Genomic DNA, 17267 nt, shown 5'->3' on the forward strand with positions numbered 1-17267 from the left:
GAACCGAGACTTTTTGAACTTTGGTTTAATTAAAAATGATGAATGTTTTAAAATGCAAATCGGAAGCCTGCCTTTTGGAGTGTTTTAAACTGGAACCAAGAACCAAGACTTTAGAACTTTAGATTATAAAAAAATTTAAATCGTAAAACCTCCCCTTTAAGGCTAGTTGTATAACCCAAAAAATAAACAATAAAAAATAAAAATAGATAATGGCAATAAACAATAAACAACAAACAATAAACAAACCAATGACCGTCATTATCATCGAAGATGAAAAGCCTTCCGCCCGTTACTTAAAACGGATGCTCGAAAAACAGAATGTAAACGTAAATCAAATGCTTCATAGCGTTGGCGAAGCAGTAGAGTGGTTTCAAAATAACCCACATCCAGATTTAATTTTTCTGGATATTCAATTGAGCGATGGACTGTCATTCGAGATATTTGATACAATCGAAATAAAAAGTGCCATTATCTTTACTACCGCTTTTGATGAATATGCCCTTCAAGCGTTTAAGCTGAATAGTATAGATTATCTTCTAAAACCCATTGATTCCGAGGAGCTTCAAATTGCCGTGGAGAAATATAAAAACTTTAAGCCCAATTCGCAAAATGTCCAATTCAATTTTGAGGATATAAAAAAGTTGCTTATTAATCCGGTAGAACAAGAGTATAAAAAACGTTTTACCACTAAAATAGGGCAACATATTAAAATGATTCCGGTGGATGAAATTGAATGTTTCTATTCTGAAAATAAGGGTACATATGCCCATACCACCGACGGACGGAATTATCTTTTGGAAACAACTTTAGAACAATTGGAGACAGAACTTTCCCCCGAAACCTTTTTCCGTATTAGCCGAAAATTCTATATCAATATCAATTCCATAAAAGACATAATCTCGTATACAAATTCGCGGTTGCAATTAAAAATGAACAGTTATAGCGAGCATGAAGTAATCGTAGCCCGTGAACGAGTAAGGGATTTTAAGTTGTGGTTGGAATAGAAAGAAAGAGATATTTTAAAGTTATGAGTTTTGACTTATGACAGGAAATTACTGAAAGGTGAGTGATTTTTTATTCTTTATTTTACATTATTCACTTTCCTTTATTCATTTTTTCGTATCAATACGGTTATCCTGAAAGGCTGAGGGTAAAAGTTTCGGAATAAACTTCACCAATAGTGGCATGAGTACACTTCCTCCTGGAAGCAGAAAAATGGTAAGACTCGGAATAGTCTTGCAAATATCCAAAAGCTGGTCTTTTACTTTGGATTTCTCCTCTACGGAAAGATCCCGAAGCGTAGATTGGCCCAATAGAACCATCAACTCGCCGCTTTCTTCCAATTCTCTAACAAGGCGATCTTTGTTTCGCATTATCAACAATTTTACGGTTGAGGCGGACTGTTTGTAAAATTGTTTTACCGGGCTGGTATAATCGAAGAGAACAATCTTATTGGTGTATTTTTCGGAAAAGTCACTTAACTCCCCTAGACTGCGTTCAAACTCTTTTTTGTTAAGTTCCAATATGTCAACTATTTGAAGCAAATACCTGTGCTCGGTTTCATCCAGTTTAAAATCTTCCCAAATAGTTAAACAGCACATATCGAGAATGTACTTTTTCCCAATAGCACTAAACTTGTTTAGATTTGTATTTCTGTTGGATAAAGTCCCATCTTGCACTGTATTTCCACTAGTAACGTACTCATTTGAAGACTCGTAAAGTTCTATTAGCAATTTATCGTATTTCGACTTTTTCTGTTTCGATTTTAATGAGTAAAAGCAATAGTTAAGCACCCTTTCTTCCAAATGTTGATATACCTCTTTAATATTTTTTGGGTCATGAAGCCAGTGCTTGTAAGCCATAACGTCCAAAAATAAAAGTGCGTACGTCAATAAGGAAAGGGAATTCTTTTTTAATAGTGCATTCCCCTCTTGTAATCTGGCAGAAAGAATATTTTCCAAACTATGCGACGGACTATGTGATAATGAGAATTTATGGAAAAACCCTATTTTCCCTTTTTCCACCTCCCGATAGAATGCGAGAATGCTTTTTATAGCATCCAAATCTTCAGCCTTCGGATTTAATTTTGAATATTGATAAAATAAAGCGTGGAATAGATTGACCTTGGTTAACTCCTCTTTAGTTAATTTTAGATGCTTAATATTCCTCTCCGGCAAGGATGAAATTGAAATTCCGTAAATAAAGCCAGCGGATTTTAGGGCATCATAGAATTCATTATCATTCTCAAAACGATGCACCAACTCCTTTCTGTCGAAAAGATCCAAAAATTTCAATATCCAATCAGGTGCCGAAGGGTTCATATCTTTCAGAATGATTATTTTTACCGCAATGGAGCTAAGTTTATGATTAGATAGATGTCTTTTTAAATCATATCCGTACATTTAAGCACAAATATTTTCAACAAAAATAATTAATAAAAACCAACAATGATTAAATCTAAATTATTTGCCGTGATAAGTTCTGTGGGGCTTATATTTTTGGCCATTGTTTTGATAAGTGGCGACCACAATGACGCGCCATCTCTTCGGGGAACCAAAGCAGACATTGCCGATTTTTATGCATTTCAAGCCCCAGATTCAGATAAATTGGTTTTAGTCCTAAACCTTCAGGGATTGATACCGGCAGGATTGCCTACAGAGCAAGCTGAATTTGATGAAAATGTTTTGATGGAATTCAACATAGACCTAAACAATGATCTAAAGGAAGACGTGCTTATACAAGCAATAAAAAGAAGGGATAGCATGTATTTCTTCGGACCCTTCCAGACTAACGAAACAGGGCTAGAAAGTACCATTAATACCGAGATTATGCACAAGGTAAAAATCTCGACTAAAGAAGATGTTTTTATTACTGAGGAAAATGGAATGAAATTCTTTGCCGGCCCGCGCGAGGATCCTTTCTTTTTTGATCAAACTCAATTTGACGCTTATTTGGCTGGAAATGCTAAAGGAGGATTTACCGATCCGGGAACCGACACTTATGCTGGCACCAATGTTTTATCGATAGTTGTAGAAGTCCCCAAGGCTATGCTTGGTACTCCGGTGTCTAACGTCAATCCGTTTGCACCTGGCACGCCAACTTATAATATGTGGGTAGAGACAAAAAGAAAGATTCAATAATTGCTATGGGATTTATGAAAAATATAAAATATTATCAACTCGTTTTATTAATCTGCGTTTCAATGCTTTTGGTTAAATGCTATGATGAAGATACATTCGGAGTTCCGATATACCAGGAAAGATGCTCTGACGGGATCCAAAATGGGGATGAAACAGGTATTGATTGCGGCGGAAGTGAGTGTGAACCCTGTTCGGTGGAATCGGAATTTGCCGGAAAGTATAGGCAAGTCGACCAAATGGGACGTCCCGCGGTAAATATGTTGTTTAATATTGATGGTCTCCGTGATAGTTTGAATGTTACCGTGCCTTATAAAATGCAGGGTATTTTTCAGCAAACGTTTGAAAATAGAATAATGGTATTGGACACTACGTATACAACCAATGTTTTGGGATTAAATGCAGAAGAAATGGCTGCAATATTTTCTAAAGATGTACTATGGGTTGCTGAAAATGGCCCTACAAGTTATTACGATGGATCCAATATTTTAACTGGTCGTGGTTTGGGAGAGGATGTAATGGACGCGAACCTATTATGGATTTTTGGAGGACCAGATGGCAATAAAAACAACGATGACCCTTTGTTGATTCAAGATGGTGTTCCCAGTAATGATGCGCCATTTCTAAATACATTTCCTTATTTGGCGCCGCCCTTTTAACGGAAATAGGACATAGGGGCTTTAATTTTATTTTTTTGATCAGGTCTGTTCTATGGAATCGATCAGATGGAGCTATAATTTTTAAAAGGGGATCTTTCATAATTCTGAATTCATAATTCTGAATTTATAATTCTGAATTTCCCTACATTGGATCCATAACGTAAATCTGGGACATGCTAGGACTTTTACTCCCTCCTTTGTTTTCAAGGGTAATGCATAAGATTTCAGGCTCTGGAAAATTGTCAAGTTGATATAATTCACTTTTAGCTTTATCTACTTCTGGAATAAGCCCTGCATTTGTTGGTAAAAAGGAATCTTTTTTTAAAGACCAGACTTGGTAAACCTTATCCAATGGAGGAGCGGGAAGACCGAAAACGTCAACATAAGCAAGTTTTTCTTTCTTATTCCAATATATTTTTGAAAAAGCTTGGGGTGCCACCGCTTGGTTTCCAATAAGGGTAAAAGTTTGGAAATCTTTAGACCTTAAAATGTTCAGCATTTCACTGTTGGATGCAAGTTGGGATTCGGCCGTATTCTTTTCACTCTTTAATACTACATTTTCCGTATTGACGGTTTGGATGGTTTCTTCTAGTTCGTTTTTCTGTTTTTGCATCCAGAAAATTCCGGCAATACAAAGAATCGCTACCGCCCAACCTAAAATCGCTGTCCAGTTTGGCCCATGTTTTTGATTAACTGTTGAGGTATTGTTTGTCATTTAATTAGAGTGCTTGATTGGTTTCTATTTTGATTTTAAAAATAGATAAAATTTTAAACCATTTTAAAAAAGGAGACCATTTCTGACGATACAAATCGAGCGAATAGAATTGAATTGAAATTAAATTATAAGGAAATACTAATTTTTGATAGATTTACAGAAATGAAATCCTATTTATCAGATTCCACCTTAAAATCTTAAAAATGAAAAAAAATACTTTTTTTGCCTTTCTAACCTGGATTTGTATTATTTCCTCTCCTTTGGCCGCCCAGAACTTTTCGGGAACCATTCAGAAACAATTAAACGATTTAGTTGAAAATGGACGACTCCAGGATCAAGATACGCAATGGCTTATCACTAGCGAAAGTGTGAGCCGAGTAAGTGGAATCCAACATTTGTATTTCGTTCAATCCTTAAACGATCTCGAAATTTATGGAACTGATTCGGGAATTCATATTTCGCAAAATGGAGAAATAGTTTCCCAAAACAATAAATTCATAAAGAATACTGCAAATCTAATTTCTGGCAATACTTCCCCACAGCTAACGGCTGCTCAAGCAGTGCAGGCGGCTGCATCACGACTTAACTATAGACTTTCCGAACCGCTTCAAGTATTGACTCAGGCTCGGGGGGCTTCCGCGGAAACTCTTTTGAGCGATGGAGGAATTTCCAAAAGACCTATTCCCGCCAAGTTGGTGTACGCAAAAACGGATAATGGGCAATTGGTTTTGGCCTGGGATCTTTCGATAGAATCTGTTACCGAAACTGCATGGTGGAGCGTTAGGATAGATGCCAGCACAGGAGCTATCGTAAATCGGGCCAACTGGATATCTAGTTGCAATTTTGAGCATGATCATAGTGATGATATTGTGGAATTGGATTATAATGCCAATTTATATGACATACCAAATTATAAAGATATTAGTAATGATGGTGCGGCAAATTGTACGGAGTGCTATGAAGTTTTCGCATTACCTTTGGAAAGCCCTTACTATGGCATCCGTACCATTGAAAGCCAACCTGCCAATACCTTGGCATCTCCCTATGGCTGGCATGACACAAATGGAATTGTTGGTGCGGAGCACACGGTTACCCGCGGAAATAACGTGAACGCCTATGAGGATGGCGATAATTACGGCTATCAACCCAATGGAGGGGCGAATTTGGATTTTACCGGATATCCATTCAGTCAGAATTACAGTCCCAGCACGCAATATGAAGATGCCGCTATTACCAATCTTTTTTATATATGTAATGTTTTCCATGACATAATGTATCAATTTGGTTTTGATGAGATTAGTGGAAATTTTCAACATAATAATTATGGTAGAGGCGGTTTAGGAAACGATTCCGTAAAAGCTGAAGCGCAAGATGGCTCGGGAACCTGTAATGCAAATTTTGGAACGGGACCCGATGGGGAGGCCCCAACCATGCAAATGTATATCTGCAACGATAAGGATGGAGATTTTGATGCCCTCGTTATTATGCATGAATACGGGCACGGAGTTTCCGTTCGACTTACGGGAGGAGCTGGATCTGCTGGATGTCTCAACAATAATGAGCAAATGGGAGAAGGCTGGAGCGACTTTTTCGGAACACTGCTTACCATGAAGGCTACAGACCAACCCGAAGATCCAAGAGCCGTCGGTACTTACCTTTTTGGTCAAGGAATTAATGGTGGCGGGATCCGAGATTATCCATATAGTACCGATATGTCAGTTAATCCACAAACGTACGATTTTATTAAAACTGCGGCCGTTCCCCACGGGGTCGGTTCCGTTTGGGCACAGATGTTATGGGAAATGACATGGGGATTGATCGACGCACATGGTTTTGATTCTAACCCTTATAACTTTACCGGAAATGTAAATGTGGATAAGGGAAATACCCAAGCATTAGCTTTGGTAACGGAGGGTCTGAAACTACAACCATGCAGTCCTGGATTTATTGATGGCCGAGATGCCATTCTTGCTGCAGATCAAGCAATTTATGGAGGTGCAAACCAATGTATTATTTGGGATGCTTTCGCGAAACGAGGCTTGGGTGCAAGTGCCAGTCAAGGTTCCTCAATGAGTGTTGGCGATGGAGTTCAGGCTTTTGATACGCCCTCCCAATTGGCCGCACTTTCAATTTTCGAGGAAGTTTGTATTTCTGCCGAAATAATGACTGGATTAAGAGGTGGCACCCCTTACGGTGGGATCTATAGCGGTCCTGGCGTTACCGATGATGGCAATGGCTCAAGTTTTTCATTCAATCCTACGGCAGCTGGGGTGGGTGTCCATACAATTACATATAACGTGCCGGCAGGACCTTGTTCTGCTGCCTCTTCTGCCATAGATACCGTGGAGGTTTTGGCGATTCCTGATGGACCCTCCACTACCGGTGTAACGAATTTCTGTATGGGAGAAAGTGTTACAGTTACAGCCACTCCTGTAGATCCTTCCAATGTAATAAGATGGTATGACGCCGCAACTGGAGGAAATTTCCTTTCAGAAGGTACTTCTTATACTTTTACTCCAACTGCTTCAACTGATGTTTATGCACTGGAAACCCCACCAGGTCCATTATCTCAACTGGTGGTATCGGAGATTGGAATTGGTAACACAAATAAATTTGAGATACAAAATGTTGGAATTGCTACAGATTATACTGGTTATAAAGTAGCGATTAGCGGTATTCCATTTTTTGGAATTAATTTTAAGAACTCTATTGTCAAAACACTTGGAAACATGGCGGCCGATTCCGTCGTAGATTACAATGATAATGGCGGGGCTGGATATTGGGGTAGTTTTATCTGGTGGGATAGCTCGTTTCCAGGATGGATTGTAATTATAGACCCATCGGGGAACGTTGTTGATTCGGTATTTTGGAATTATTCGGCTTCTCAGATAGCTTCATTTAATGTGGAAATAGGAGGGTTTAATATAACCGCCGCCAATTTGGATTGGATTGGAATGGGTGCGACTTTAAGCGCCGATTGTGGTTCAGAATCCTTTAGAAGACACGGAGATACCAACACTGCCGCCGATTGGCCGGGACTTTGTGAAACAGCGGATTTTGGAATCCCCAACACGGATATAGATATGGGACCTCCGGGATGTATAGCAGACCGTAGCGTTGCTGTGGTGTCGTTAGATAGCCTTGCTCCTGTAATTACTTGTCCCGCAAATATCTCGGTTTCAATAAACACGGGTGCCCAATATACTATTCCAGATTTCACTGCTACAACAACCGTAACAGATAATTGTCCTGATTTTGTTGTGTCACAGTCTCCTGTTGCAGGTTCACAAGTAGGGTTAGGAGTTACAACAATTACAATGACCGCTACAGACTCCGCAAATAATTCTTCACTTTGTACTTTTACAGTTACCGTGGATGATGCAATGGGAATCAGTGAGGCTGAATTTTCTGAAAACATTCTTCTTTATCCTAATCCAACAACCGGTTTGGTTATTTTAAAGAATAAAACTTCGGCTAAATTGCAAACGCTGAGAATCTTGGATGTGAATGGAAGGGTCATAAAAACTTTAGACATTTCCTCTGTGGCGATGGAAACAACAATTTCATTGGAGACTCTTGCATCAGGTATGTATTTCGTTGAGATTAATACAGCTACAACAAGTATTGTAAAAAATATAGTAAGACAATAACTATATAAAGAATTTTTAATTCATAAAAACCCGCATCAGCAATTTGGTACGGGTTTTTTAATTTTACATTATCCGAAATCTAAAAAATGCGTACAGTTAAGAAACTTCCTTTAAAAAATCTAGAAACCTTAAAGCCGAAATTATTGAATTGGGCGAAACAATTTGAGGAGATAATATGGTTGGACGGAAATGACTATTCGCTTAAAGAAAAAAACTTTCGCGCTATCTTGGCTGTGGACGCTTTTACAGCCTTAAGAACTGATGCTTACCAAGGCTTTGCTAAACTAAAGGAATATCAGAACACAACTGCCGACTGGTTGTTTGGTTATCTTGCCTACGACCTTAAAAATGATGTGGAACAGTTGCGGTCCAACAATAGCGATGGACTTGGATTTCCAGATTTATATTTTTTTCAACCTAAAAAGCTCTTTCTATTCTATAAAGATTATGTTGAAATTCAATATTTGAATATGGTTGCCGAGGAAATGGAATCCGATTGGAAAATGATTGGTGAAGCGGTACATTCGGAAAAGGTTGAAAATAAGGGCCTAGAAATACAAAACCGTACTTCAAAAGAACAATATGTTCAAAAAGTAAATGCTGTTCTTGAGCATATCAAAAAAGGTAATATTTATGAAGTAAATCTGTGTCAGGAGTTTTATGCGGAAAATTCGATACTCGATCCATTATCTGTCTATATTCATCTAAATGAAATTTCCAAGCCTCCATTTTCTGCATTTTTAAAGTTCAATGAATTGTTTGCTCTTTGTGCTTCTCCCGAACGATACATTCAGAGAAATGGAACTCGGGTTTTTTCCCAGCCTATTAAAGGTACGGCAAGACGATCCAAAAATGTAGAAGAGGATTTAAGATTGGCCGAAGAATTAAAGAATGATCCAAAAGAACGCAGCGAGAATATTATGATTGTCGATTTAGTTCGAAATGATCTATCTCGATTTGCGGAGAAGGGAAGCGTAAAAGTGGAGGAACTTTGTGGGGTTTATAGTTTTGAACAGGTCCATCAGTTAATTTCAACCATATCTTGCCAAGTTTCACCAGATATTTCCAGTATAGACATTTTAAAAAATACCTTCCCAATGGGCAGTATGACTGGTGCTCCTAAAATCTCAGCTATGAATATTATTGAGGATGTTGAAGACGCCAAAAGAGGACTTTATAGTGGTGCAATCGGTTATCTCACGCCAAATGGCAATTTTGACTTCAACGTTGTTATACGAAGTATTTTATATAATTCCTTCAAAAAATATGTCAGTTTCTCAGTTGGTGGTGCAATAACTATAAACTCTATTCCCGAAAAGGAATACGAAGAATGTATGTTAAAAGCCAGGGCTATGTATCAAGCATTGGATAGCCCTTTTTAATTCGATATTAGGGTTTATACTTATATGAGACTTTTATTAGTGTTTTAGCTTATATAATATATTTATTAGTATAATACCTAATAGATGTGTATATTTGAATAAATTTGATAAAAATGAACTATTCTGTGGTTTCCGGAGATATTGTTTCCTCAACTAGTTTAAACAATGAGGATCGTAAATTGGTAGAGGAAAAATTGAAGCTCCTTCTGGAAAATTTAAGACAGAAGTTCAATGTTTATGGTCGTGTCTTAAAAGGCGATTATCTAGAATGTGTTGTACCCAATGCTTCCCAAGGATTACAAGTGGCCCTAGCTATAAAAAGCTTTGTTAAGTCAATTTCCATTGATGCCGAGAGTTATAAAAAGACCGATAATCGAATAAGGCAATTTAAGATCCACGGCATTAGATTGGCAATTGGTTATGGCAAATTAAGCCGTTATAATCCCGAAGAGGGAATAATAGATGGAGAGGCCATTTACTTCTCGGGTCGTGCGATAAGTGGCGAGACAACCCATAATAAGGAACGTATTGTAATTAAAAACACTTTATTTTTTGCCTCAGAAAATGAAAATTTAAATAGAAATTTTAAACCTTTACTTGCACTTTTGGATGTTTTAATAAGTAAAGCAACTGCCCGACAATGTGAGGTATTGTACTTTAAATTGATGGACAATCAAGAAGAGGAAATAGCCCAACAGTTGGGCATTGGACAATCTGCCGTAAATCAACATTCCACAAGTGTTGGCTGGAATGCCATAGAGGAGGCTGTACATTATTTTAAAATGGTAATCTCAAAAGATTCGGTATGAGTGTAAGTGAATTTTTGCTGCTTCAGTTTATCGCCCATCTGTGTTTGGATTACTTTTTTCAAACCGATAAACTCGCCAAACAGAAAAATGCAATTGGATTTAAAAGTCCTTTTCTGTATTGGCACGCACTCACTTGTTTTATATTATCGTGGTTATTTTCCTTACAATTAAGTTTTGTTTTGGGAGCAGCCATTATCGCTATAACCCATTTTTTGATGGATGGTTTTAAGCATCATCTTAATAATAGTAAACTTTTTGGCCGATATGCCTACTTTATCGATCAAGCAGGGCACTTGGTAATTATGGTAATCGTAGTTCTCTTATTCAAAAAATGGTACGGGATTGAACCATCAATAGAAGTATCGTTAAATCTCACTTACTTATTGATAATAACAGCTTATCTCGTCTGCTTAAAACCTGCCAATATTTTTATCAAAGAAGTATTTAAGGCAACCGAAATACAAGTGAGCAGCGATAACGAAATGCCGAATGCAGGAAAGGTAATTGGCGTATTGGAACGAATATTGACCCTAACTTTTATTATTGTTTCGCAATATTCGGCAGTAGGTTTTCTTATTGCCGCTAAATCTATATTGCGCTATAGACCTGATGAAACCCTGAAAACCGAATATGTGCTAATTGGAACTATGCTTAGTTTTGGAATAGCGGTTATCGCGGGAATTATAATTAACCTATCCTAAATCCTACTCAATTGTTTCTGAAATTTAAAGAAAATATTACCGAGAATTTTAATTTTTTATCAGGCAAGAAACTGCTTATTGCCTGTAGCGGTGGTATCGATAGCGTGGTTTTGGGGCATTTGATAAAATCTCTAGATTTTGAAATGGCATTAGCACATTGTAATTTTTCACTTAGAGGAAAGGAGAGTGATGGTGATGAAATGTTTGTTATCGGAATGGCAAAAAATATGGAAATTCCCATTTTTGCAGAAACCTTTGATACCAAAGCTTTTGCTAAAAAAAATGGAATTTCTACCCAAATGGCTGCCCGCACATTACGTTATGATTGGTTCCAAGAAATACTTCAAAATTTTAATTACGATTATCTACTTACAGCCCATCATCTAGATGATGATCTGGAAACCTTTTTTATAAATCTTTCACGAGGAACTGGAATAAATGGACTCACTGGGATTCCCCCAAAAAATGGAAAAACTATTAGACCGTTGCTCTCATTTACCCGGGATGAAATTGAGTCTTATGCCCAAAAAAACGGATTAAAATGGCGTGATGATAGTAGCAACCAAAAACCCGATTACCTTAGAAATAAATTGCGATTGGAGGTATTGCCTTTTTTCAAGGAAATCAATGATTCGGTTCTAAAAAATTTCAAAAAAACCCAAAGGAACCTTCAGTCTTCAAAACTTCTCATTGAGGATTATATGTCTCTCATTTATAACCTGGTCGTTTCCGAAAATGATGGTTTTTATAGAATCGATATTCAAAAACTTAAAGACCTTCCCAATGTAGAAGCCTTACTATATGAACTGCTCCAAGGGTTTGGTTTTGCAGAATGGGAAGATGTTTTTTCCTTGATGGATGCGCAAACCGGAAAACAGGTGTTTTCAAAAACCCATAAACTTTTAAAGAATCGGGATGAACTACTGTTGTCCGTAATTGATTCGGACAACGCCGTTGATGACTTTTTCGTACCAAAAGAAGGAGTGGATTTTCCTATAAAATTGAAAATTGAGCCTATTGAATACGTCGGAGAAACCGAAAAAAACCTGATTTATGTTTCCGCTGAGAAATTAAATTTTCCTCTTACAATTCGGCGATGGAGAGAAGGAGATTCTTTCCAACCTTTTGGTTTAAAGGGGAAAAAGAAATTGAGCAAATTCTTTAAAGATGAAAAAATTTCTCTTTTTGAAAAGGATAGAATTTGGTTATTATTGAGTGATGAAAAAATCGTTTGGGTTATCGGCCACCGTATGGATGATCGCTTTAAAGTGGATGATAATACTCAGGATATTCTGAAGATAACCCATTTGTCATCCTGACCTTCTGTATTCCATTTTTTTATCATAAAAAAAGAATCCCAGTCAAATTGACCAGGATTCCTTAACAAACCTAACTTAGTAAACTTTATAGTGCATCAAGAAAATTTTTCATCCCCACAAAAAATAGTCTTTAATGCATCAATCCACTAATTCTATGGTACAAATATAGGAATGATTATGATTCGATCTATACGTGTTTCCACTTATTTTAAGTTGATGGAAATCATTTCAGAAGGAAAATTTTTGTAGTAATTTTGGATAATGAAGGAAATTCAAAAAATCGCGGTGCTTACCAGTGGAGGAGATGCTCCGGGAATGAACGCCGCAATACGTGCAGTAGTTCGTGCGTGCGTGTATAATGAGATTCAGTGTGTTGGCGTTTACCGAGGTTTTGCCGGACTTATTGAGGGCGACTTCAAAGAACTTGATGCGAGGTCTGTAAAAAACCTGATAAATCGAGGGGGAACTTTTCTGAAATCGGCCCGTTCAAAGGAATTTATTACTCCCGAGGGCCGTCAGCAAGCTTGGGAAATGCTCAAACAAGATAATATAGATGCATTGGTTGTTATCGGTGGGGATGGCAGTTTTGTAGGAGCTTCAATTTTTGCCAGTGAATTTGGATTTCCCATTGTGGGCATTCCCGCAACAATTGATAATGATATTAACGGAACAGATTATACCATTGGTTACGACACGGCGTTAAATACCGTGGTCGATGCCGTGGACAAAATTCGAGACACTGCAAATTCCCATAATCGTCTGTTTTTAGTAGAGGTTATGGGCCGGGATGCAGGTGATATTGCTTTAAATGCTGGAATCGGAGCGGGAGCCGAAGAAATTTTGATTCCCGAACAAAACATGGGGTTGGAACGATTATTGGAGTCTCTAGACCGAAGTAAAAAATCGGGAAAATCTTCCAGCATCGTGGTCGTTTCAGAAAGAGGACAACTCGGAAAAAACATTTTCGAACTCGCCAGTTATATAGAAACCAACCTGCCAGAATACGAAGTAAGAGTTACCGTCCTCGGACATATTCAGCGGGGTGGAGTGCCAAGTTGCTACGATAGAGTTCTTGCCAGTCGTTTGGGTGTTGGCGCAGTTGATTCTCTTCTGCGAGGCGAAAACAGCGTAATGATGGGAATAGTCCACAATAAAGTGAAGTCCGTGCCATTCTCAGATATAACCCTGGATTTCCGAACAATAGATGAGGAATTAATACGGGTGGCAGATATAATTTCAATATAATTTATTTAGAGTTCTAAAAGCAATTTTGGAGGCCTATGCCCTTTTCAAATAACAGATAACTGATTTTTAAAAAACAATTTTGATAATATGATTAAAGTAGGAATAAATGGATTTGGCCGAATCGGTCGCTTGGTTTTTAGAATTATAGCACAACGAAAAGATATGGAAGTGGTTGCGGTTAACGATTTATTGGAATTAGACCATCTTGCCTATTTATTAAAATATGATTCTGTTCATGGAAGATATCCGGGTACAATAGAAGTGAAAGATGGACATTTAGTTGTGGACGGAAAAAAGATAAGAGTTACTTCTGAAAAAGATCCCTCATTATTAAAATGGGATGGGATTGACGCGAGTATGATTATTGAATGTACCGGTGTTTTCAAAGAAAAAGATTCGGCATCGGCCCATTTAAAAGCGGGGGCAAAAAAAGTAGTCTTATCTGCACCTTCCAAAACCGCTCCAATGTTCGTTATGGGTGTGAACCATAAAGAAATGAAAGCTGATGATACAATTATTTCGGCTTCTTCGTGTACCACAAATTGTCTCGCGCCAATGGCCAAGATTATGAACGACGAATATGGTATTGTCGAGGGCTTGATGACCACAATTCACGCTGTTACTGCCTCTCAGTCCACAGTAGATGAGCCTTCCAAAAAGAATTATCGAATGGGAAGGAGTGCGCTGAATAACATAATTCCAACCAGCACGGGTGCTGCTGTTGCTGTTACGAAAGTAATTCCAGAACTTAAGGGAAAACTCACCGGAATGGCATTTCGTGTTCCTACCGTGGATGTTTCGGTGGTAGATCTTACCATTCGCACGGAAAAGTCAACGACCTATGAGGAGATAAAAGCCCTTTTCAAAAAGGCTTCAGAAAATGAATTTAAAGGATTGATAAACTATACCGAAGACCCTGTGGTTTCTCAGGATTTTGTTACCGATCCATATCTTTGCACCTTTGATGCAAACTCGGGAATGGCCCTGAACGATAATTTCTTTAAACTGGTAGGCTGGTATGATAATGAATATGGTTATTCCTCCAAGATGGTAGAATTGGCTGCTTACTTCTCAAAATTATAAAGATGACGTTAATAACGGATGGTGGCTCTACCAAATGCGATTGGGTTTTGCTCGATTCAAATGGAGAAATAGTTTTTAAAACCAAAACCCTCGGATTGAATCCTGCTGTAATTCAAAGAGAAGAATTGATTTCACGTATTTCAGCTAATGAAACGTTGCAGGAAGTTTTTTCCAAAGTTAATAACGTAGATTTTTATGGCGCTGGCTGTGGTACCGCCACTCCAAATGCCATTCTAAAAGAGGTTTTGCAAGGATTATTTAACAATGCGCAGGTAAATGTCTCAGAAGATCTCGCGGCTGCTGTCTTTTCAGTAACCACAGAACCTGGTATTGTCTGTATCCTTGGCACAGGAAGTAATAGCTGTTATTTTGACGGCAAGGAAATTCATGCTCCAATTCCCTCTTTGGGATACATGTTGATGGACGAGGCGGGTGGTAATTACTTTGGAAAAAGAATGATTCGCGATTATTACTATAAACGAATGCCTGCGGAAATAGCTTCCAACTTTGAAAAAAAATATGATTTGGAAGCTGATACCATCAAAAAGCATTTATATAAAGAGCCGAATCCAGGGGCTTATCTAGCATCTTTTGCCCAAATTATTTTCGAACAAAAAGATTTTCCTCCTTATTATCACAGCTTATTAAAAGAAGGAATTACTGATTTTATTGTAAGCAGGATTCTTACATTCGAAAATGCTTCCAGCCTTCCAATACATTTTATTGGTTCCATCGCCTATTTTTCCAAAGAAGTAATTTCCGAATGTTTAAAAGAAAATAACCTCAAACTCGGTAATGTTATCCAACGTCCCATTGATGGATTAATTGAATATTATAGGAAGAAACTATTAGATTAATTCAAATGTATTAGTCCTTTAATTAATACTTCCACTTCTCGTATTAGCAGAACAACTTACATTTTTTTGAACTTGGTAAGCGGATAAAAAAATACTATCTTCCTTGCTTCAATCTCCCCTTTTTAATTAAAATATCATTCTATGCTCACAAAAGTCTATGGAAGCGCTGTTTTTGGGGTTGAAGCCACGACAATTACGGTTGAGGTAAATGTGGATAACGGAATAGGGTACCATTTAGTCGGGTTACCAGATAATGCCATTAGAGAAAGTAATTATAGAATTGCCGCCGCTCTCCAAAATAATGGATATAAGATTCCAGGTAAAAAGCTCATTTTAAATATGTCTCCAGCCGATCTTCGCAAGGAAGGTTCGGCTTATGATCTTACCCTAGCAATGGGAATTTTAGTCGCCACCGGACAGATTGAAGAGAAAAATCCCCTTTCCGAATATATAATAATGGGTGAATTGTCTTTGGATGGAAACCTCCAGCCCATTCGCGGTGCTTTGCCAATTGCAATAAAGGCTAAGGAAGAAGGTTTCAAGGGATTCATACTTCCAAATCAAAATGCTCGAGAAGCTGCCATTGTAGAAGGACTTGATGTTTTTGGCATTGAAAATATAAGTGAAGTTATCGATTTCTTCAATGAAAACCTTCCCCTCGAAAAAACAGAAGTAGATATTGTTGCCGAATTTTACGAGCAATTAGAACACCCAGAACACGATTTTGCAGATGTAAAGGGTCAAGAATCCATAAAACGCTGTATGGAGATTGCCGCTGCCGGTGGACATAATATAATATTAATCGGTCCTCCCGGTTCCGGAAAAACAATGCTTGCCAAACGTTTGCCAAGTATTTTGCCACCCATGACCCTTCACGAAAGTCTGGAGACCACAAAAATTCATAGCGTAGCGGGACGTACAATTGAAAAAGGAGGAGTAATGACATCACGTCCTTTTAGAAGCCCCCATCATACAATATCCGATGTAGCCCTTGTCGGCGGTGGACAATACCCACAACCTGGCGAGATTTCTTTGGCACATAACGGAGTTTTGTTTTTGGATGAATTACCCGAATTTAAGCGTGGCGTTTTGGAAGTAATGCGTCAACCGCTGGAAGATCGAGAAGTCACAATTTCAAGAGCAAAATTCACGGTTACTTATCCTTCCAGTTTTATGCTGGTAGCAAGTATGAATCCAAGTCCGGGAGGTTATTTTAACGATCCTGATGCGCCAGTAATGTCTTCACCTGCTGAGATGCAACGATATTTAAGCAAAATCTCCGGCCCATTATTGGATAGGATTGATATTCATATTGAAGTAACTCCCGTTCCTTTTGAAAAGTTAAGCGAAGAAAGACGAGGAGAATCCAGCGTGGTAATTCGGGAAAGAGTTGCCCAAGCTCGTAAAATTCAATCCGAGCGCTTTATCATGTTTGAAAATATCCATTATAATGCTCAAATGGGCGTAAAGCAGATTCGTCAATTTTGCAAGTTGGATGAAGCCTCGCTCCAGCTGTTAAAAACAGCAATGGAGCGATTAAATCTTTCGGCCAGGGCTTATGACAGAATTTTAAAGGTTGCAAGAACAATTGCCGATTTGGAAGCTTCTGAAAATATTAATGGCAACCACATTTCCGAAGCCATTCAGTATAGAAGTCTCGATCGTGATGGATGGTTTGGATAATAAAACTTTCTGTATCTTTAAAACTTT

The 17267-nt window shown here is 38.0% G+C and carries 14 protein-coding genes; 12 read left to right on the forward strand and 2 right to left on the reverse strand.

What is annotated here, in order from left to right; translation table 11 throughout:
• The first annotated feature begins 248 nt into the window (after positions 1-248).
• Complete coding sequence (locus tag EI546_RS15065; RefSeq protein WP_128251641.1) at positions 249-1004, forward strand: LytR/AlgR family response regulator transcription factor; 756 nt, start codon at positions 249-251, stop codon at positions 1002-1004.
• Positions 1005-1109: 105 nt separating this feature from the next.
• On the opposite strand, the gene EI546_RS15070 is transcribed toward EI546_RS15065, so the two are convergent.
• Positions 1110-2402, reverse strand: a complete 1293-nt coding sequence (locus tag EI546_RS15070) for an LETM1-related biofilm-associated protein (RefSeq protein WP_128251320.1) — start codon at positions 2400-2402, stop codon at positions 1110-1112.
• 45 nt (positions 2403-2447) lie between these two features.
• Between EI546_RS15070 and EI546_RS15075 the strand changes: the two genes are divergently transcribed.
• The gene (locus EI546_RS15075) at positions 2448-3140 is read left to right on the forward strand and encodes a DUF4331 family protein (RefSeq protein ID WP_128251321.1); all 693 of its coding nucleotides are present in this window, start codon (positions 2448-2450) and stop codon (positions 3138-3140) included.
• Positions 3141-3154: 14 nt separating this feature from the next.
• Positions 3155-3796, forward strand: coding sequence for a DUF4331 family protein (locus tag EI546_RS15080; RefSeq protein WP_164905253.1), 642 nt, complete (start codon positions 3155-3157; stop codon positions 3794-3796).
• Positions 3797-3938: 142 nt separating this feature from the next.
• Here the strand turns inward: EI546_RS15080 and EI546_RS15085 are convergent, their stop codons facing one another.
• Positions 3939-4511 (reverse strand): anti-sigma factor, encoded by a 573-nt coding sequence (locus EI546_RS15085; protein WP_128251323.1) that lies wholly within the window; start codon positions 4509-4511, stop codon positions 3939-3941.
• 203 nt (positions 4512-4714) lie between these two features.
• Between EI546_RS15085 and EI546_RS15090 the strand changes: the two genes are divergently transcribed.
• The 9 genes from EI546_RS15090 to EI546_RS15130 all read left to right on the forward strand — a co-directional run bounded on the left by EI546_RS15090 (position 4715) and on the right by EI546_RS15130 (position 17240).
• A complete protein-coding gene (locus EI546_RS15090) occupies positions 4715-8161 on the forward strand; it encodes a M36 family metallopeptidase (RefSeq protein ID WP_128251324.1) in 3447 nt (1148 codons plus the stop codon).
• 86 nt (positions 8162-8247) lie between these two features.
• Positions 8248-9543 carry an anthranilate synthase component I family protein gene (locus tag EI546_RS15095; RefSeq protein ID WP_128251325.1) on the forward strand — a complete coding sequence of 432 codons (1296 nt, stop codon included), beginning with the start codon at positions 8248-8250 and terminating at the stop codon, positions 9541-9543.
• Between the two features lie 113 nt (positions 9544-9656).
• On the forward strand, positions 9657-10352 hold the full coding sequence (locus tag EI546_RS15100; RefSeq protein ID WP_128251326.1) for a fumarate hydratase: 696 nt from the start codon (positions 9657-9659) through the stop codon (positions 10350-10352).
• Positions 10349-11053 carry a DUF3307 domain-containing protein gene (locus tag EI546_RS15105; RefSeq protein ID WP_128251327.1) on the forward strand — a complete coding sequence of 235 codons (705 nt, stop codon included), beginning with the start codon at positions 10349-10351 and terminating at the stop codon, positions 11051-11053. The genes EI546_RS15100 and EI546_RS15105 overlap by 4 nt, the downstream gene beginning before the upstream one ends.
• Before the next feature lie 11 nt (positions 11054-11064).
• Entirely contained in the window at positions 11065-12372 is a 1308-nt protein-coding gene (gene tilS / locus EI546_RS15110; protein ID WP_128251328.1) for a tRNA lysidine(34) synthetase TilS, read from the forward strand.
• Positions 12373-12633: 261 nt separating this feature from the next.
• Positions 12634-13617, forward strand: a complete 984-nt coding sequence (gene pfkA / locus EI546_RS15115) for a 6-phosphofructokinase (protein WP_128251329.1) — start codon at positions 12634-12636, stop codon at positions 13615-13617.
• A gap of 87 nt (positions 13618-13704) precedes the next feature.
• Positions 13705-14700 carry a type I glyceraldehyde-3-phosphate dehydrogenase gene (gene gap, locus EI546_RS15120; RefSeq protein WP_128251330.1) on the forward strand — a complete coding sequence of 332 codons (996 nt, stop codon included), beginning with the start codon at positions 13705-13707 and terminating at the stop codon, positions 14698-14700.
• A 2-nt stretch (positions 14701-14702) separates the two neighbouring features.
• The gene (locus EI546_RS15125; RefSeq protein WP_128251331.1) at positions 14703-15557 is read left to right on the forward strand and encodes an N-acetylglucosamine kinase; all 855 of its coding nucleotides are present in this window, start codon (positions 14703-14705) and stop codon (positions 15555-15557) included.
• 141 nt (positions 15558-15698) lie between these two features.
• Positions 15699-17240 (forward strand): YifB family Mg chelatase-like AAA ATPase, encoded by a 1542-nt coding sequence (locus EI546_RS15130; RefSeq protein ID WP_128251332.1) that lies wholly within the window; start codon positions 15699-15701, stop codon positions 17238-17240.
• Positions 17241-17267: the final 27 nt, after the last annotated feature.

This window comes from Aequorivita sp. H23M31, assembly GCF_004022485.1.
Lineage (GTDB): Bacteria > Bacteroidota > Bacteroidia > Flavobacteriales > Flavobacteriaceae > Aequorivita > Aequorivita ciconiae.